The organism is Bauldia sp., assembly GCF_965232525.1.
Lineage (GTDB): Bacteria > Pseudomonadota > Alphaproteobacteria > Rhizobiales > Kaistiaceae > Bauldia.
Genome location: NZ_OZ246980.1, coordinates 185,960 through 203,845 on the forward strand (window position 1 = coordinate 185,960; position 17,886 = coordinate 203,845).

Sequence of the window (17,886 nt, forward strand, 5' to 3'; positions counted from 1 at the left end):
GGCAGATACCGGATGACGGGTCGCTGACGCGATGGCCAGTCTCAAGGAACTCAGGAACCGCATCGCCTCCGTCAAGGCGACGCAGAAGATCACCCGCGCCATGCAGATGGTGGCGGCGTCCAAATTGCGCCGGGCCCAGGCCGCCGCCGAGGCCGCCCGCCCCTACGCGGCGCGGATGAACACGGTGCTCGCCAATCTTGCCGCGACCACCAAAGGCCGCGACGATGCACCAGCGCTGCTTGCCGGCACCGGCGGAGACGACGTTCATCTCCTCGTCGTCGCCACCGCCGAGCGCGGCTTGTGCGGGGCGTTCAACTCGTCGATCGCCCGGCTCGCGCGCGACCACGCGGTGGAGCTGACCGGCGCCGGCAAAACCGTCAAGATTCTCTGCGTCGGCAAGAAGGGCTACGACGTTCTCCGCCGGCAGTTTCAGCCACAGATCATCGACCTGATCGAGCTGCGCGGCATCAAGCAGGTCGCCTTTTCCAACGCCGACGACATCGGCCAGCGCGTCCGCGACCTGTTCGCCGAGGGCGAGTTCGACGTGTGCACCGTGTTCTACGCCGAGTTCAAGTCGGTGATCTCCCAGGTCCCGACTGCCCATCAGCTTATCCCGGCTGAGATTTCCGAATCGGCCGAGGCCAATGGCGGCACATCGGCCTACGAGCACGAGCCGGATGAGGAATCGATCCTCACCGACCTCCTGCCGCGTAATCTGTCGGTCCAGATTTTTCATGCGCTGCTCGAAAACGCCGCGTCCGAGATGGGCGCCAAGATGTCGGCGATGGATAACGCGACGCGCAACGCCGGCGACATGATCGACCGGCTGACGCTGACCTATAACCGGACGCGTCAGGCGCAGATCACCAAGGAACTGATCGAGATCATCTCCGGCGCCGAAGCGCTGTGAGTCAAATGGAGAGGTAGGTCATGGCGGAACAAGGCACGGCCAAAGAGAACTTCCCCGGCGTCACCGGGCGGATCACCCAGGTCACGGGCGCGGTCGTCGACGTCCAGTTCCCGGAGCACCTGCCGGCGATCCTCAACGCGCTGGAGACCGAGAACCGCGGTAACCGGCTGGTCCTCGAAGTCGCCCAGCATCTCGGCGAGAACACCGTCCGCACCGTGGCGATGGACTCCACCGAGGGCCTGGTCCGCGACCAGGAAGTCGTCGACACCGGCGAGCCGATCGCGGTGCCGGTCGGTGACGAGACGCTCGGCCGGATCATGAACGTCATCGGCGAGCCGATCGACGAAGTCGGACCGGTCAAGACCCAGCAGCTTCGCGCCATCCACCAGCCGGCGCCCGACTATGTCGACCAGTCGACGGAGTCCCAGATCCTGGTCACCGGCATCAAGGTCGTCGACCTGCTCGCGCCGTATGCCCGTGGCGGCAAGATCGGCCTGTTCGGCGGCGCCGGCGTCGGCAAGACCGTGCTGATCCAGGAACTGATCAACAATGTCGCGAAGGCCCACGGCGGCTATTCGGTGTTCGCCGGCGTCGGCGAGCGGACCCGCGAGGGCAACGACCTCTATCACGAGATGATCGAGTCGGGCGTGAACGTCGACCCGACCAAGCATGACGGCTCGGCTGAAGGCTCCAAATGCGCCCTGGTTTTCGGCCAGATGAACGAGCCCCCCGGCGCTCGTGCCCGGGTCGGCCTCACCGGTCTCACGGTCGCCGAGTACTTCCGCGACCAGGGCCAGGACGTGCTGTTCTTCGTCGATAACATCTTCCGCTTCACCCAGGCCGGTTCGGAAGTGTCGGCGCTGCTCGGCCGTATCCCGAGCGCGGTCGGCTACCAGCCGACGCTCGCCACCGACATGGGCGCGCTGCAGGAGCGGATCACCACCACAACCAGGGGCTCGATCACCTCGGTACAGGCGATCTATGTCCCCGCCGACGACCTGACCGACCCGGCGCCAGCCACCTCGTTCGCCCACTTGGACGCGACCACCGTGCTCAACCGGGCGATCTCCGAGAAGGGCATCTACCCGGCGGTCGACCCGCTCGATTCGACCTCGCGGATGCTCGATCCGCGAATCGTCGGCGAGGAGCACTACGAGGTCGCCCGTCAGGTGCAGGAAATCCTGCAGCGCTACAAGCAACTTCAGGACATCATCGCCATCCTCGGCATGGACGAATTGTCCGAGGACGACAAGCTGGCCGTCAGCCGCGCCCGCAAGATTGAGCGCTTCCTGTCCCAGCCGTTCCACGTCGCCGAGGTGTTCACCGGCGCGTCCGGTGTCCTCGTCGACCTCGCCGATACGATCAGTGGCTTCAAGCGGCTGGCGAGCGGTGAGTTCGACCACCTGCCCGAGCCCGCCTTCTACATGGTCGGTACCATTGAGGACGCCGTCGAGAAGGCGAAGAAACTGGCTGCCGAAGCGGCCTGAGCCAGCCTCCGCGAGGAGTACGTGCGATGAAGATTCTGCTGCTTGTCCTCGGCCTGGTGATCGGCGGTGCCGCCGGCTGGTTCACCGCGCCGGAGCCCTCGGCGCAAGTCGATATCGGCCCGGTGTCGGTGGAAGTGGACCGGGACCAGGACGGCGGTTCGGTGACCGCCTCGGACGGCGACCGCTCGGTCGAGATCGCGGTCGGCGATCAGTCGATGCTCGATGACCGCAACACCCGGACCGGCATCTTCGCCGTCGGCGGCGGCATCATCGGCCTGCTGCTCGGCTTCGTCTTCGGCCGCTCGCGGCCCGCCTGAGGAAATCGACAGAATGGCCGATCCGTTCCAGTTCGAGTTGGTGTCCCCCGAGCGGCTCCTGATGTCGGAGCCCGTCGACCAGGTCGTCGTGCCTGGTAGCGAAGGGTACTACACCGTCCTCAAGGGGCACGCGCCACACATGTCGACGCTGAAACCCGGCGTCATTGATGTCGTGCGCAGCGGCAATACCGACCAAATCTTCGTCCGTGGCGGCTTCGCCGACGTCAGCCTTGACGGCCTGACCATCCTCGCCGAGCAGGCGATCCCGATCGCCGAGGTCGACCCGGCCGCCCTGGCCCAGGAGGTCCAGAACGCTCAGGAAGACGTCAACGACGCCACCGATCCAATGAAGAAGGCCGAGGCCGAACTTCGCCTGAACCAGCTCAAGGAAGTGCAGACGTCGCTCACCGGCGGCTGAGCGGCCACCGGAGCATCACGCACCCAAATCACCAAACGCCGCCGCCACCTGTTCGTAGACGCCCCGCTTGAACGGCACGATCAGGCCCGGCAGCCGCTCCAGCCGCTCCCAGCGCCATTCGGTGAACTCGGGCTTGTGGCCGTCGCCGGGGTGGAGCACGTCGATGTCGGCATCGCGCCCCTCGAAGCGTAGTGCGAACCATTTCTGCTTCTGGCCGCGATAGCGGCCCTTCCACGACACTCCGATCAGTTCCGGTGGCAGGTCGTAGGCGAACCAGTCGGCCGCCTCGCGGATCAGACTGGTGTCCTTGACCGAGGTCTCCTCGAACAGCTCCCGCCGCGCCGCTTCGTAGGGGTCCTCGCCGTCGTCGAGCCCGCCCTGGGGCATCTGCCACCAGTGGCCGCTGCCCTCGCCTTCGGCATCCTTGTCGGAGCGCTGCCCGACCCACACCAGGCCGGCGCGGTTGAACAGGGCGATCCCGACGCAGGGCCGGTAAGGCAGAGATTCGATCGGCTTGGCCATCGGACGGTTCCTCGGAAACGCGTAGCGGCGGTGATCGTGAGCGATAACGACACGCCGTCGACACCGACCGCTATAGACCGAGTCGTCAGCCGTCGGGAAGGCCGAGAAGAAATGCGATGTGTGGATCGAATCCGGCGGCGCGTGAAACGCCGCCGGTTCAGGCAGGAACCGGAATCAGTTCGGGATGCCGCGGCCCGGGTCCGGCGGGAACTCGCTGTTGACCTGCAGGCCGTTCAGGAGGTCCAGCGCGTAGTTGAGCTGGTCGTCTTCTTCCGGATCGGCGGGAACATAAGCCAGCGACCCGGACTCTTCCTCCTCGCCATTGACGGCATCTTCGCCTTCCAGATGACCCCGGAGGCTCGCCTCGCCGCGCGGTTCGATCTCGTCCGCGGCTTCCGCGAGCTCCGGCGGAAGGTCCTGATCCACCTCGATATCCGGATCGATGCCCTTCGCTTGGATCGACCGGCCGGCCGGCGTGTAGTAGCGCGCCGTAGTCAGCCGCAACGCGCCGTTGGCGCCGAGCGGGATGATGGTCTGGACCGACCCCTTGCCGAACGACCGCGATCCGATGATGGTGGCGCGACGGTGGTCCTGCAGCGCACCGGCGACGATCTCCGACGCCGAGGCTGAACCGCCATTGACCAGAATGATCACCGGCCTGCCCTCGGCGAGGTCGCCGACATGGGCGTTGTAGCGCTGGGTTTCCTCGGCGTGGCGGGTGCGGGTCGAGACGATCTCGCCGCGATCGAGGAACGCATCGGACACGGCAACCGCCTGATCGAGCAGTCCGCCTGGATTGTTGCGCAGATCGATGACGTAGCCTTTGACCCTGGCCTCGCCGATCTCCTCGTTGAGGTCTTCGATGGCGTCCTTGAGGCCGTCGAAGGTCTGCTCGTTGAAGGTCGTGATCCGCACGTAGCCGATATCGTCCTCCTCTTCGCGCGACCGCACGGACTGGAGGGTGATCTCCTCGCGGACGAGCTCGATCTCGATCGGCTCATCGACGTTTTCGCGCTTGATCGTCAGCACGATCGGCGTGTTGACCGGGCCGCGCATCCGCTCGACCGCTTCGGTCAGCGTCAGCCCCTCGATCTCTTCGTCATCGAGCGCGATGATCAGATCGTTGGCGAGGACGCCGGCGCGGGCCGCGGGCGTATCGTCGATGGGCGACACCACCTTGATGACCCCTTCCTCCATGGTGACCTCGATCCCGAGACCGCCGAACTTGCCGGTGGTCTGCACCTGCATGTCCTTGAAGTGCTTGGGACTGAGATAGCTGGAGTGAGGGTCGAGGCCGGCGAGCATGCCGTTGATCGCCGATTCGATCAGGATCGATTCGTCCGGCAACTCGACATAGTCCGAACGGATGCGCTCGAAGACATCACCGAAGAGGTTGAGCTCTCGGTATGTGTCGGCCGAAGCGGCATTGGCCGGACTGCCTGAGAAAAACTGTGTCTGTGTCAGCGTAACGGCGACCGCTGCGCCAAACGCGACACCGGCGAGGAGAAATGTGGCCTTGCGTATCATCCGCGAACCTTTTCATCATCAACTGCGGCCCACCAGGGAGCCGGATCGATCGAATCCCCGTCCTTACGGAATTCGATATAGAGCACGGGCTGGGTCGAAACTATGTCCACGGCGCCGGCGCTGGCAAGCTTGGGCGAAGCCATCATCGCCACTGGCTCGCCGGCTAGCACGAATTGGCCGAGTTGGACCGAGATTTCATCCATACCAGCCAGAAGGATATGATACCCGTCGCCGGCATTGATGATCAAGAGCTTCCCGTAGCTGCGGAACGGTCCGGCGTAAACAATCCAGCCATCTGACGGAGAAGTGACCTGCGCGTTAGGACGGGTGGCGATCGATAGCCCCACGCTCGGGTTGCCGAAGTCGTCGGGTTCGCCGAAACCGCGCAGCTGCCGCCCGTTGGCCGGAAGTGGCAAGAGACCACGCGCATCCGCGAAACCGACCGCCGGCGCCAACCGGTCGGCATCGCCGAGGGACGATGGCGGTTCGGCACGCCGCGCCACCTCGGCCGCCTCGCGGCGTTTGGCGTCGGCGGCCTCCGCTTCCGCCTTGGCCCTGGCCGCGGCCGCGATTTCCTTCTCCATCCGGGCGATCAGGTCCTTGAGACTGGTGGCCTGATCGGCGAGTTCGGTCGCCCGCGCTTCCTGGGCGGCGAGTTCGGCCGCTGAGGCGTCGCGCAGGCTCCGCCGTTCGGCGACGAGGAATTCGATTCGCGCCCGTTCTTCCGCCAGCGTCGTCGCGTCGGCCCGCATCCGGTCCCGTTCGCGGCCGGCCTCCTGCTTGAGGGACACCAGTTGCGCGAGATCGGCGGCGAGCTTGTCGGCCGCACGGCGCAGGTCGGGGACCACCGCACCGAGCAAAATGGCACTGCGCACCGACCCGAGTGCATCCTCCGGGCGGACCAGGATCGCCGGCGGTGGCCGGCGGCCGATTCGCTGCAGCGCCGCCAGCACTTCGGCGAGCACATCGCGCTGCTCGAGCAGCGAGACCCGCAGGACGTCTTCATTCTTGGTCAGCGCCCGGATTCGGGTCTCGGTTTCGTCGATCGCCGCTTCCAGATCCTGAACCCGCTTGCCGGCATCGAGCAGGGTCTGGTTGAGCGTCGCCCGGTCCTTGTCGAGCGCGGCGATCTCGCTGCGCAGTTCCGCGAGGCGGCTTTCGGTCACGGCGATGTCGCGGGTGACCGACTCGAGTTCCGCTTCGCGCGCGGCGCGCACCGCGGCGGCCTCGTCGACTGGGTCTTGCGAAGCGTGCGCCGCCACGCCGGCGAGCAGCGCCACAGCGCCGAAGACGGCGATCCAGCGGTTCCGGCGCGCGACCAAGGACGACTCCAAGGGACACTCTCTCCACGATCGTAGCGACGCCGGCTTAACCATTCGTCAACCACATCGGCGAGCCGGCCTCGCCGATCAATACAGCGTTTTCGAGGCCGGCGTTCGGCTTTTCCGCGCCGACCCCGCCATCAGTCGCGATGATAAGGATGACCTGAAAGGATGGTCGTCGCCCGATAGAGCTGTTCGGCCAGCATGATGCGGACGAGCTGATGCGGCCAGGTCATCGTTCCAAACGCCAGCCGCAGATCGGCGCGCGCTTGGACAGCCGGCGCCAATCCGTCGGCGCCGCCGATCAGAAACGTCAGATCGCGGCTGCCGCCATCGCGCCAGTCCGCGATCCGCGTCGCAAAACCTCGGCTGTCGAGGGCCTTGCCGGCTTCGTCGAGGGCGACCACGGCCGAACCGGCCGCGCATCTGGCGAGCAGCGCCTCGCCTTCCGCCGTCTTGCGTGCGGCCGCATCCGACAAACGGCTTTCCGCTACTTCGTGGACATCGAGCGTCAGCCCGAGCGCACGACCGCCGCGGTTCACCCGCTCGGCATAATCGTCGAAGAGGGCGCGATGCGGGCCGGCCTTCAGCCGGCCGACCGCGAGGATCGTTACCCGCATCGGCACCGACCTGCCGGCCGCAAGCGCGGCCGGTCCGGCCTCAGACCATCATCGGCGATGCTGGCCGGTCGGCCTGCCACATCTTCTCGATGTTGTAGAACGTCCGCACTTCCGGCCGAAAGAGATGGACGATGACGTCGCCGGCGTCGACGAGCACCCAGTCGCACGCTTTAAGACCCTCGACCCGGATGTCGCGCATGCCCGCCTGCTTGAGATCGGCAAGCAGCCGGTCGGCGATCGAGCCGACATGGCGATGCGAACGACCCGAGCCGACGACCATGAAGTCGCCGATCGTCGTCTTGCCTGTGATGTCGATTGAGGTCAGGTCCTCAACTTTGGAGTCTTGAAGGCTCGTGAGGACCACTTCGAGAGCCGCAGCGGCAGGTAACGCGCCGCCTGAAGGCCCTTTCTCGGGAGAACGGCGAATCGCGTCCTCGCTCCGAAGTGCCGTGGTCAGTTTCTGATCCCTTCCAAGGTTCCGACGGCTCATGGCCGACGACTCAAAGATAGTCCCGGGAGGGTGACGGTTTCAAGACGACAGCCGCATCGCGCGCAATTCGGTCGACGACAGCGGCACGTTGGGGGTCGGCAGAAAAACCCAGGCGGGTGCTGGTCTGCGCGGTAGCAAGCCGGCTTCGTGAACCGGCAAACGACAGGCGGCAAGGGCTCGCGCAGCGGGTGATGACAAGGCTTTCAGCGCCGCGTCGGGCCGGTTGAACACCGCGATTGGGACCTGCATGGCGATCCCGCGCCAGTCGCGCCAGCGATGGAAGGTTGCGAGGTTGTCGGCCCCCATCATCCAGACCAGATCGACCCCGCGAAGGCGCGGCATCAGGCACCGAAGGGTCTCGGCGGTGTAGGTGGTGCCGAGGTCGGCCTCGACAGCGGTGACCCTGATTCGCGGATGATTGGCCAGCGTCCGCGCGGCCGCGATCCGCCGTTCCAGGTCTTCCGACGGTGCGTTGGGCTTCAGCGGGTTTTGCGGCGACACCAGCCACCACACCTGATCGAGCCCCACGGTGTGAAGCGCCACCAGGCTGACCTCGCGGTGTCCGGCATGCGGCGGGTCGAACGAGCCGCCGAACAGGCCGATCCGCATGCCGGGCGTGAAGGCAGGCAGCCGCACCGCGTCGGCGACCACCGGCACCGGCCCGGATGTCGCTCCGATCAGGGCCGGACCTGACCCGCGCCGCGCACCTTGTACTTGAAGCTGGTCAACTGCTCGACGCCGACCGGTCCACGGGCGTGCATCTTGCCGGTGGCGATGCCGATCTCGGCGCCCATGCCGAACTCGCCGCCATCGGCGAACTGGGTCGAGGCGTTATGGAGCACGATCGCGCTGTCGACCCGCGACAGGAAGCGGTTCGCGGCGGCCTCGTCGGCGGTCACGATCGCATCGGTGTGGTGCGATCCGTAGCGCTCGATGTGATCAATCGCCTCCTTGATCCCGGACACCACCCTCACCGAGATGACCGCATCGAGATATTCGGTCGACCAGTCCCGTTCGGTGGCAGGCGTCACGCCGGGCACCGACGCGCGGGCCTCATCGTCGCCGCGCACCAGGCACCCAGCCGCCTTCAATGCCTCGATCAGCGGCGCGAGGTGGCTGTCGGCGACGGTGCGATCGACCAGCACGGTCTCGGCCGCGCCGCAGATCCCGGTCCGACGCATCTTGGCGTTGACGACGATCTCCTTCGCCATGTCGAGGTCCGCCGCTCGATCCACATAAACGTGGCAGACGCCTTCCAGGTGGGCGAAAACCGGCACCCGGGCTTCCGCTTCCACCCGCGCGACCAGGCTCTTGCCGCCCCGCGGCACGATCACGTCGATATTGCCGTTCAAGCCGCCGAGCATGTACCCGACCGCCGCCCGGTCGCGGGTCGGCACCATCTGGATGGCGGTCGCCGGGAGCTTCGCCGCTTCCAGGCCCTGGACCAGGGCAGCATGAATCGCGCCCGAGGAGCGGAACGAGTCGGACCCGCCGCGCAGGATCGCCGCGTTCCCAGCCTTCAGGCACAACGCGCCGGCGTCGGCGGTGACGTTCGGCCGGCTTTCGAAGATGATGCCGATCACTCCGATTGGTGTGCGTACCCGGTCGATCTTCAGGCCGTTCGGCCGATCCCATTCCGCCATCACCGTCCCGACCGGATCGGGCAGCTCGGCGATCATCTCGATCCCCGCCGCCATGGCTTCGACCCGATCCAACGTCAGGGTCAGGCGATCGATGAACGCAGCGGCGGCGCCGGCCGCCCGGGTGTCGTCGACGTCGGCCGAGTTGGCTTCGAGGATGGTCTCGGCGTTGTCCCGAATCGCGGCGGCCATCGCCCTCAGTGCGGCGTTCTTCTCTTTGGTTGTCGCATTGGCGAGACGCCGGGCCGCGTCACGCGCGGCAACACCGATGGCGGCCATTTCGGCACCGACATCGACATCAGCGTCGTTGTCCGGACGGACTTCGGCAAGGCTCATCGCGCGCAATCCTCTGGCGAAACGCATTTGACGTAATCGTGTTCTTTCGCACGCGGCCCGGCGCCATGCAAGCGAGGCGCAGCAGGGCAGCTAGACCGCCACCGAATGGCGAGCCTGCGAGGCGGCCCGGTAAGTATCGAAGGCTGCCGCGATTACCCGAAGAAGCGGCCGCCCCCGGCCGGTCACGGCGACCATGCCGTCGGCCGCAGTCACCAGTCCCTCCGCCGCCATCGGTTCCAACGCGCGCAGGGCATCCGCCGCCCAGCCGGCGTCACGGCCGAAACGCGCCCCGGCTTGCGTGGTATCGACCTTCCCGAAGCACATGAGCGCCTCGATCACCGCGGCCCGCAACCGGTCTTCGTCGTCGATGGCGATGCCCTTAGCGACCGGCAGGGAACCCTCCCTCACCGCCTTCGCCCAACGTCCGGTATCGGAGAAGTTCTGGACGTAGCCGTCCGGGGTTCGGCCGATCGCGGTCGCGCCGAGGCCGATCAGGGTTTCGGCCGGGTCGGTCGTGTAGCCCTGAAAGTTGCGCCGCAACGTTCCGTCTCGCGCCGCTACCGCGAGCGCATCGTCGGGCGTGGCAAAGTGATCGAGCCCGACGGCCGCATATCCGGCCCCCTCCAGCGCAGCGGCGGCAGCGGCGGCTTGCGTCAACCGCTCGGCCGCTCCCGGCAGCGCATCCGCATCGATCAGCCGCTGCTTCTTGGCCATCCACGGGACGTGGGCATAGCCGAACAGGGCCAGCCGGTCCGGGCCGATCGCGGCGCATCGCTCGACGGTGGCGAGCAGCGTGTCGACGGTCTGGTGCGGCAGGCCGTAGATCAGATCGAAATTGATCCCGCCGACGCCGGCGGCGCGCAGGCCGTCGACGCTGGCCGCCACCATCTCCGGCGGCTGGATGCGGTTGATCGCCTGCTGAACCTTCGGGTCGAATTCCTGAACGCCGAAGCTCGCTCTGGTGAAGCCGAGCGTCCCGATCCGGCGGGCCATGGCGTCGGTCAGGGTGCGCGGATCGCTTTCGATGGCGATCTCGGCGTCCGGCTCGAGGTCGAACCGGCTCCGGACCGTGTCCATCACCCGTTCGAGGTCGTCGGGCGTGAGCACCGTCGGCGTCCCGCCGCCCCAGTGCAGGTGTCCGACCCGCAATCGCCCGGGCGCCACCCGAGCGACCAGTTCGATTTCCTCAAGCAGCGTCTCGATATAGTCGACGACCGGCGCGTAGCGCGCCGCCAGCTTCATGTTGCAGCCGCAATACCAGCAGAGCTCGCGGCAAAACGGCACATGGAGATACACCGACACCGGACGCCTCGGATCGAGCCGCTCGAGCCACCCCCGCTGCACGCCGCCGTCTACCCGATCGTGAAAATGCGGCACCGTCGGGTAGCTGGTATAGCGGGGCACGGCCATCGTCGTGTAGCGCGCCACTGCCGGATCGGGCGCCCCCGCCCTTGCCATTGTCATTGTCAATCGTCCGGATCGTCTGTCCGGCATCAGAGTCACCGGTTTTCGCCGACCCGTGGTTGACCTGAATCAACCCGTCGATGATCAGAACAGGCCCTGGACGTTGCCATCGGCGTCGAGATGAATCGCGTTGGCCGCCGGAACCCGCGGCAGCCCCGGCATGGTCATGATCTGGCCGCCGAGAACCACGACAAACCCGGCACCGGCTGCAAGGCGCACATCGCGGATCGGAAAGACGTGATCGTTGGGCGCACCCTTCAGCGCCGGATCGGACGAGAACGAGTACTGAGTCTTGGCGACGCAGATCGGGAACCCGCCAAATCCCTCCGCCTCGTACCGTTTGAGCCGGTCGCGGATCGTCTTGTCGGCAACCACTTCGCTTGCCCCGTAGACCCGGGTGGCGATCGCCGTGACCTTGTCGAACAGCGGCACATCGTCGGGGTAGAGCGGCGTGAACGCCGCGGCACCTGACTCCGCCAGCTTCACCACATGGTGCGCCAGCGCCTCGGCGCCGGCTGACCCGTCGGTGAAGTGGGTGCAGACATAGGCGGCGGCCCCATGGGCCCGTGCGACCTCTTCGATTTCGCGGAGCTCGGCATGGGTGTCGGCGTCGAAGCGATTGATCGCCACCACGCATGGCACGCCGAACAGCGCCAGGTTCTCCAGATGGCGGGCGAGGTTCCGCGCGCCCCTGCGCACCGCGGCAATATCCTCCCCCTCAAGGGCATCGCGCGCCACCCCGCCGTGCATCTTGAGCGCCCGGGCCGTCGCCACCACCACCGCCGCGTCGGGCTGCAGGCCGGTCTTGCGGCATTTGATGTTGAAGAATTTCTCGGCGCCGAGATCGGCGCCGAAGCCGGCTTCGGTGACCGCATAGGCGCCGAGCGCCAGGCCCGCCTGGGTGGCGATCACCGAGTTGCAGCCGTGGGCGATGTTAGCGAATGGGCCGCCATGGACGAAGGCGGGATTGCCTTCCAGCGTCTGCACCAGGTTGGGCGCCAGCGCGTCCTTGAGGAGCACCGCCATGGCGCCGTCGGCGGAGAGATCGCGGGCGGTCACCGGCTGGCGGTCGCGCGTCTCGGCGACGACGATCCGGCCGAGCCGTTCGGTCAGGTCGTCGAGGTCGGTGGCGAGGCAAAGGATCGCCATCACCTCCGACGCGACGACGATGTCGAACCCGTCCTCGCGGGGAAAGCCGTTGGCGACGCCGCCGAGCGATGTGACGATCGTCCGAAGCGCCCGGTCGTTCATGTCGACCACCCGCCGCCACGTGACCCGGCGCGGGTCGATACCGAGCGCGTTGCCCCAATAGATGTGGTTGTCGATCAGCGCGGCGAGTAGATTGTTAGCGGCCGCCACCGCGGGAAAGTCCCCGGTGAACTGGAGGTTGATGTCCTCCATCGGGATGACCTGTGAATAGCCGCCGCCGGCCGCGCCGCCCTTGACGCCGAAGCACGGGCCCAGCGACGGCTCGCGCAGGCAGATGACCGCGCGCTTGCCGATCCGGTTGAGCGCATCGCCGAGCCCGATCGTTGTGGTCGTCTTGCCCTCGCCCGCCGGCGTCGGTGAGATCGCCGTCACCAGCACCAGACGGCCGCCGGGCCGATCGAGCCCGTTGAGATAGGAGAGCGCGATCTTCGCCTTCACCGGGCCGTAGGCATAGACCGCCTCGTCCGGAATCCCGAGGTCCGCGGCCACCGCGGCAATGGGCCTGGGCTTCGCCGCGCGGGCGATGGCGATATCGCTGAGCATGTAACGTAATCCCCCCGGATGCGATGGCGGAGCATCCTACGGCAGCGCCACCGTGCCAAGGGGTTGGCGTCTGGCCGCCAAGTTGATCGCCCCTGCCACGAACGATAGGTTGTACTTGGATTTCAGCGCGGGAGGGCGAACCGATGCTCAGGATCTTTGCGATTGCAGCCATGCTTGTCGCTGGCCCGGCGCTCGCTGAGGAGGCGCCGGACGATCCGGTCGCGGCGATCGAAGGCACCTATCTGCTGATCCAGCACGACGGGTTTCAGCGTGCGCTCTCCTTCGACCGGAGCGGCAACATCATCCAGGCGAGCGACCTGCAGACGCTTATTGGATTCACCACGAGCCTCGGTGCGTGGGCGACCGACGGTCCCGGCAAGGCCAAGGCGACCGTCATTTCCTTCAACTTCGACGTCGACGGCTCCGACGAAATCGGAGCGACGGAGATCGCCTACACGTTCACCTTCTCCGACCTGGTCGACGGCAAGTATCAGCGCATCGCCGGCGCATTGGATGGGCGCACATACGCCGATCGCCAGGACCCGCTGGCGCCGACCGCGGAGCCGGTTCGGGTCTTCGGTTACACCTTCGAGGGCCGCCGGGTCACCGCCGACTAGGTTGGGCCCAGCCCGATCTAGTTGCCGAGCGCCGTGAGCGCGGCCTGACCCGGAACGTTCCGCCAAACCGTCGATGTCGGCTCCGCTTGGGACTCGTCGTCGTAGGCCCAGGTAATTTCGGCGGCGCACAGCTTGAACCGCTCCGTCGCCATATCGTTCCCGCGCGGCTGGACCGCGATCTCCGATATCAGCGCGTCGCGCAGGGTGTAGGTCATTGCTCTGGCAATGGCATCGTCCGACATGGCGAAGATGTGGATGCGGGTCGGGGCGCCATCGGCCGCATCGAGCGGCGTGGCTCTGCGACAGGACTCGTAAAAAGCCGCCGAGTTATTGTCGACGTGTTTGACGCCGGTGAGATCGATCACCACCGGCTTGCCGGGGGTCTGGGCGGCGGAACTGGCATCGGCTTCCCCGAAGCGGGCGATGCCCTGGTCGATCGACAGGAGCTCGATGCAGGGCCCGTCCTCAAGGACCTGCCGGATCGGCGATCCGTTGACGGTGACAAGCGCGCGATCCGGCCGGAACGGCGATCGGACAAGCTCCGGTTTTCCCGGTTGCAGGAGAATCAGGTCCACGGCAGGTCTCCCCTTAGACAGGTCAGAGCCCGGTCGCGACCTGATCGCGTCCGGGCTATGAAAAGCTTTGGATTCGTCGACTAGAAGATGGCGAGAGCCGGTGCGGCGGTGCCAATGACGAGGGCGACTGCGAAAAGAGCGATGCGCATGGGTCCTGCCTCATGTCTGGTGTTGATCCTGAGGCGAGGATAGCGACCGCCCATCCGCGGCGCAGTGACCGAGGTCACCAGGCGCGTTACGGCTGTGACCGGCACCACAAACCATGCATGGACGGCGGCCAAGAAAAAGCGGCGGCAGCTCTGGGAAGCCGCCGCCGCCAGTTTGTCGACCGGGAGACTAGCCGCGGTCGGACACAGCCTTGGGCAGGTCGTCGGTCGCACCCCACTCCGCCCAGGAGCGGTGATAGGTGCGGACCTGCGGATGACCGATCAGCCGCAGGGCAAAGTAGCTGTGGGACGACGCCAGACCTTGCTGGCAATGAACGACGATATTGTCGTCGTCGCTGATGCCATGGTCGGCGAAATGAGCGCGCAGTTCATCGGCCGGCTTCATTGTGCCGTCCTCGGCCAGGTTGCCCTTCCATGGAATGCTCTGCGCCCACGGAATGTGCCCCTCGTCGTACATGGCGACCGGCCGCACGTCGATGACGACGGTATCGGCGTCGTTGCGGCGTTCCATGATCCAGTCGGCGGTCGCGTGGCGACGCGGCGACAGCGCGACCGCGTACTTGGCCGGCTGGACCGACGCGGCTTCACCCTCGGCGAGCGCGAGGCCGGCGCCCGTCCATGCGTCGAGACCGCCATTGAGGATGCTGACATTGCGGTGGCCGTGATACTCCATCAGCCAGAACATCCGGGCGGCGTGAAACCCGCCCTTGTCGTCGTAGAGGACGACCTTGGCGTCGGCGGAGACGCCCCTGTCGCCGAGCAGCTTGGCGATGTCCTCCGTCGGTAGCAGCGCCCCCTCGATCGGCGCGTTGGTATCGACCACCGCGTCGGGGTTGAGCTGCTGCGCGCCGGGGATGTGGCCCTCGGCGAAGGCGTCAGCCGGGCGGACGTCGATGACGACCAGGTTCGGGTCGTCGATCTGCGCGTTCAGCGCGTCCGCCGACATGATCAGATGGGAGTTGGCGTAATCGGCCGACTGGGCCGGCGACACCACTGTCGCAACGCCGAGGACGGCGGCGACAAGCGTCGTGCGAAGGAAAGTGTTGGTCATTGCGATGAAACCTCTTTGAAGACGTCGATGACCGGCGAGATCGTCAGCGGTTGCTGATGCCGGACTGGGATACGAAGCGGATGTACGGCTTGGGCGCCCGCCAGCCCCTCGGGAATGCCGCTTTCGCCGCATCGTCGGAGACCGACGGCAGGATGATGACGTCCTCGCCCTTGCGCCAGTTGGCGGGCGTGGCGACCTTGTGGGTCTCGGTCATCTGCAGCGCGTCGATGGCCCGCAGGATCTCGTTGAAGTTCCGCCCGGTGCTCATCGGATAGGCGATCATCAGCCGGATGGTCTTGTCCGGCGCAATCACGAACACGCTGCGGACGGTGTGGTTGTCGGCGGCGGTCCGCGCCTGCGATCCGTCGGCCTCGGCCGGCAGCATGCCGTAGAGCTTGGAGACCGCCAGGTCGGTGTCGGCGATCATCGGATAGTTCGGCGCGAAGCCCATCACCTCGGCGATGTCGCCGCTCCATTGCTGATGGTGCTCGACCGAATCGGCGCTGATGCCGATCACCTTGACGCCGCGGCGGGTGAACTCCGGCAGCATGCGCGCCATGGTGCCGAGCTCGGTCGTGCAGACCGGCGTGAAGTCCTTCGGGTGGGAGAACAAAATGCACCAGCTGTCGCCCATCCATTCGTGGAAACGGATCGGGCCGTCGGTGGTCTCGGCGGTGAAGTCCGGGGCGATGTCCCCGATCGATTTGGGTATCATGGTCTTTTCCTTTCCGTGGGGATGCCGACCGAAACGGCCGGCCGCGGCCACGATGGCGTCGGCGGAGCAATATCGGCTCGCGCCCGTGCGGCATGCGCGGCGTCGATGATGGTCAGGTACCGTCGCGCATCCCGGATGACCTGAAAAAAAGCTGGAAGATTTCTGAAACCGGCACCGGCAAGCACAAAGCCGCGCAATCGGGCGGGATATCCGGCCGACAAGAGGCTACGAAACTGGAAGAAATGTTAGCCGCGTAAGCGGATCCACGTCGCCGGGATCAGGCGAGCAGGGGAACCATCGCCTTGAAGCGGCCCTCGCGACGCACCGCGGCGAGAAGCGGCTCGGCGGCGAGCAGAGCCCAATGCCGCCAGCCGCGGTCGATGATGGACTGAACGCGACCGATCGCATCGCTGACATCGCCGACCCGGGCCGAGGTCAGCGCGGTATAAAAGCCGATCAGGCCGCCGATCCCCGTCTTTCCCTTGAGCGTCTCGCGCGCTTCCTCGTCACGTCCGATCATCGCCAGCATCGTCCCGCGCATAGCGTCGGCGAGTTGGTCGGAGGGGTCGATGGCGAGCCAGTTCTCGGATCGGGCCAGCGCGAACCTGGCCAGCGTAACCGCGCGACCGGTTTCGCCCAGCCCTTCCGCTGTCCGCGCAGCGATGCTGGCCGAGTAGTAGTCGTCATTGCGCAGGCTTGCCGTCCGCTCGGCCATTGCCCCGGCCGTCCGAAAGTCGCCAATTTCGTAAAGGACGCATTGCACCACCGAATGAACGGCGAGGTCGTTAGGGTCGAGTTCGAACGCCCGGCCAATCGCCTGCCGTGCCGAATCATGGGCGCCGTGGGCGCAAAGGGCATAACCCATCGCCGCGTGACTGAAGGCGAGGTCGGGCCGCAGGGCGCACGCCCGTTCGGCTCCCTCCGCCGCGGCGGCAAGGCTGGTGGCGCCACCACCGGCGAACAGGTACCGGAAGCTGGCGCTAATCGCGTGCTGCGCGTGGGCCGGCGCGAAATTGTTTGCCTTGCGACAAGCGAGCCGGCTCAATGTTTCCGCCCGCTCGATCGCGTCCGGGTCGCCGCTGTAGCAAAGCCGCAGCGCCTCCTGGACCAGGGCATAGGCTTCGAGGCTGAAACTTGGTCCGCCGCCCGTCGCCGCTTCGGCGGCATCCTCCACCGTGACCGGGACCGTCAGCCGGTAGCCGGCGCGATGCACGGTCTGGATAATCTGCCCCTTGCCGCGACGGTCGCCGAGCGCGCGTCTGAGCTCCGATATCGCCGTCGTCAGCGATTCTTCCGAAACCGTCACGTCTGGCCAGATCGCTTCGATCAGCGCCGTCCGGCTGACAACGCTGCCATCGGCTTCGACCAACAGATCGAGCGCCGACATGGCCCGCGGTGACACGCGCCGGGTCGTCGCGCCGTCGCTGAATTCGCGCGCCGACCGGTCGATTCGCCAGGAACCGACACGAAGCGCTGGTGTGTAGGGCCGGCCCTGCGCGGCAGCGGCCGCGTGAGCTTCTGGATGGTAATGTGTCACGTCGCCCGTCCCGAAAACTGGTATGCTCGAATATCAACCATGGTTTAAGGTCGGGCCACATAGCGCAAAAAGGCCACGTCAGGCGAGCGAAAAAGCGGCGCGTTGACGATGTTGTGAAGTGGGCGCGAGCGCGTCGCGCCCTTACCGGATTCCTCTGCGGGGGTCCCGCCGGCGGCAGCCGCCCCTCTCCACCCCTGGAACTCTCTGCGGAAGTCCTCGCCGCGCACGAACACGCCCCTTGCCGGATTCCTCTGCGGAAGTTCGGTTTTGGTGATTTGGGGAGGGACCAGTCCACGTCCTCATGCTGACGTGCCGCCGAAGGCGGCCTCGAAGCACGCACGAGGCACAGCCCAGCCTATACGCAGTGACGTCGTGCGTCTTTCGAGGCTCGGGCTAACGCCCTCACACCTCAAGATGAG

19 protein-coding genes are annotated in these 17,886 nt (G+C 66.5%); 6 read left to right on the forward strand and 13 right to left on the reverse strand.

What is annotated here, in order from left to right:
* The first annotated feature begins 31 nt into the window (after positions 1 to 31).
* The 4 genes from ACO076_RS00865 to ACO076_RS00880 are packed head-to-tail and all read left to right on the forward strand — an operon-like array spanning position 32 to position 3,132.
* On the forward strand, positions 32 to 910 hold the full coding sequence (locus ACO076_RS00865; RefSeq protein WP_421724850.1) for a F0F1 ATP synthase subunit gamma: 879 nt from the start codon (positions 32 to 34) through the stop codon (positions 908 to 910).
* A gap of 20 nt (positions 911 to 930) precedes the next feature.
* The gene (atpD, locus tag ACO076_RS00870) at positions 931 to 2,397 is read left to right on the forward strand and encodes a F0F1 ATP synthase subunit beta (protein WP_421724851.1); all 1,467 of its coding nucleotides are present in this window, start codon (positions 931 to 933) and stop codon (positions 2,395 to 2,397) included.
* A gap of 26 nt (positions 2,398 to 2,423) precedes the next feature.
* Positions 2,424 to 2,714, forward strand: coding sequence for a hypothetical protein (locus ACO076_RS00875; protein WP_421724852.1), 291 nt, complete (start codon positions 2,424 to 2,426; stop codon positions 2,712 to 2,714).
* A 13-nt stretch (positions 2,715 to 2,727) separates the two neighbouring features.
* Positions 2,728 to 3,132, forward strand: coding sequence for a F0F1 ATP synthase subunit epsilon (locus ACO076_RS00880; RefSeq protein ID WP_421724853.1), 405 nt, complete (start codon positions 2,728 to 2,730; stop codon positions 3,130 to 3,132).
* Between the two features lie 15 nt (positions 3,133 to 3,147).
* Here the strand turns inward: ACO076_RS00880 and ACO076_RS00885 are convergent, their stop codons facing one another.
* The 9 genes from ACO076_RS00885 to ACO076_RS00925 all read right to left on the reverse strand — a co-directional run bounded on the left by ACO076_RS00885 (position 3,148) and on the right by ACO076_RS00925 (position 12,805).
* Complete coding sequence (locus ACO076_RS00885; RefSeq protein WP_421724854.1) at positions 3,148 to 3,654, reverse strand: RNA pyrophosphohydrolase; 507 nt, start codon at positions 3,652 to 3,654, stop codon at positions 3,148 to 3,150.
* Positions 3,655 to 3,828: 174 nt separating this feature from the next.
* Positions 3,829 to 5,181 (reverse strand): S41 family peptidase, encoded by a 1,353-nt coding sequence (locus ACO076_RS00890; protein WP_421724855.1) that lies wholly within the window; start codon positions 5,179 to 5,181, stop codon positions 3,829 to 3,831.
* Positions 5,178 to 6,503, reverse strand: coding sequence for a murein hydrolase activator EnvC family protein (locus ACO076_RS00895; protein ID WP_421724856.1), 1,326 nt, complete (start codon positions 6,501 to 6,503; stop codon positions 5,178 to 5,180). Before ACO076_RS00895 ends, ACO076_RS00890 begins: the two co-directional genes overlap by 4 nt.
* Positions 6,504 to 6,643: 140 nt before the next feature.
* On the reverse strand, positions 6,644 to 7,123 hold the full coding sequence (gene rlmH, locus ACO076_RS00900; protein ID WP_421724857.1) for a 23S rRNA (pseudouridine(1915)-N(3))-methyltransferase RlmH: 480 nt from the start codon (positions 7,121 to 7,123) through the stop codon (positions 6,644 to 6,646).
* A gap of 40 nt (positions 7,124 to 7,163) precedes the next feature.
* The gene (gene rsfS, locus ACO076_RS00905) at positions 7,164 to 7,613 is read right to left on the reverse strand and encodes a ribosome silencing factor (protein WP_421724858.1); all 450 of its coding nucleotides are present in this window, start codon (positions 7,611 to 7,613) and stop codon (positions 7,164 to 7,166) included.
* A 39-nt stretch (positions 7,614 to 7,652) separates the two neighbouring features.
* Entirely contained in the window at positions 7,653 to 8,270 is a 618-nt protein-coding gene (locus ACO076_RS00910) for a nicotinate-nucleotide adenylyltransferase (protein ID WP_421724859.1), read from the reverse strand.
* Between the two features lie 20 nt (positions 8,271 to 8,290).
* On the reverse strand, positions 8,291 to 9,589 hold the full coding sequence (locus ACO076_RS00915; RefSeq protein WP_421724860.1) for a glutamate-5-semialdehyde dehydrogenase: 1,299 nt from the start codon (positions 9,587 to 9,589) through the stop codon (positions 8,291 to 8,293).
* Between the two features lie 90 nt (positions 9,590 to 9,679).
* Complete coding sequence (gene hemN, locus ACO076_RS00920; protein ID WP_421724861.1) at positions 9,680 to 11,053, reverse strand: oxygen-independent coproporphyrinogen III oxidase; 1,374 nt, start codon at positions 11,051 to 11,053, stop codon at positions 9,680 to 9,682.
* A gap of 84 nt (positions 11,054 to 11,137) precedes the next feature.
* Positions 11,138 to 12,805, reverse strand: coding sequence for a formate--tetrahydrofolate ligase (locus ACO076_RS00925; protein WP_421724862.1), 1,668 nt, complete (start codon positions 12,803 to 12,805; stop codon positions 11,138 to 11,140).
* Positions 12,806 to 12,948: 143 nt separating this feature from the next.
* On the opposite strand from ACO076_RS00925, the gene ACO076_RS00930 reads away from it, so the two are divergent.
* Entirely contained in the window at positions 12,949 to 13,422 is a 474-nt protein-coding gene (locus ACO076_RS00930; RefSeq protein ID WP_421724863.1) for a hypothetical protein, read from the forward strand.
* Positions 13,423 to 13,439: 17 nt separating this feature from the next.
* Here the strand turns inward: ACO076_RS00930 and ACO076_RS00935 are convergent, their stop codons facing one another.
* From ACO076_RS00935 to ACO076_RS00945, 3 genes are all read right to left on the reverse strand, one after another.
* Positions 13,440 to 13,997, reverse strand: coding sequence for a type VI secretion system tube protein Hcp (locus tag ACO076_RS00935; protein WP_421724864.1), 558 nt, complete (start codon positions 13,995 to 13,997; stop codon positions 13,440 to 13,442).
* 336 nt (positions 13,998 to 14,333) lie between these two features.
* Positions 14,334 to 15,215 carry a sulfurtransferase gene (locus ACO076_RS00940; protein ID WP_421724865.1) on the reverse strand — a complete coding sequence of 294 codons (882 nt, stop codon included), beginning with the start codon at positions 15,213 to 15,215 and terminating at the stop codon, positions 14,334 to 14,336.
* A 43-nt stretch (positions 15,216 to 15,258) separates the two neighbouring features.
* Complete coding sequence (locus ACO076_RS00945; protein ID WP_421724866.1) at positions 15,259 to 15,930, reverse strand: peroxiredoxin; 672 nt, start codon at positions 15,928 to 15,930, stop codon at positions 15,259 to 15,261.
* 92 nt (positions 15,931 to 16,022) lie between these two features.
* On the opposite strand from ACO076_RS00945, the gene ACO076_RS00950 reads away from it, so the two are divergent.
* Positions 16,023 to 16,187 (forward strand): hypothetical protein, encoded by a 165-nt coding sequence (locus tag ACO076_RS00950; protein ID WP_421724867.1) that lies wholly within the window; start codon positions 16,023 to 16,025, stop codon positions 16,185 to 16,187.
* Between the two features lie 20 nt (positions 16,188 to 16,207).
* On the opposite strand, the gene ACO076_RS00955 is transcribed toward ACO076_RS00950, so the two are convergent.
* The gene (locus ACO076_RS00955; protein ID WP_421724868.1) at positions 16,208 to 17,467 is read right to left on the reverse strand and encodes a winged helix-turn-helix domain-containing protein; all 1,260 of its coding nucleotides are present in this window, start codon (positions 17,465 to 17,467) and stop codon (positions 16,208 to 16,210) included.
* Positions 17,468 to 17,886: the final 419 nt, after the last annotated feature.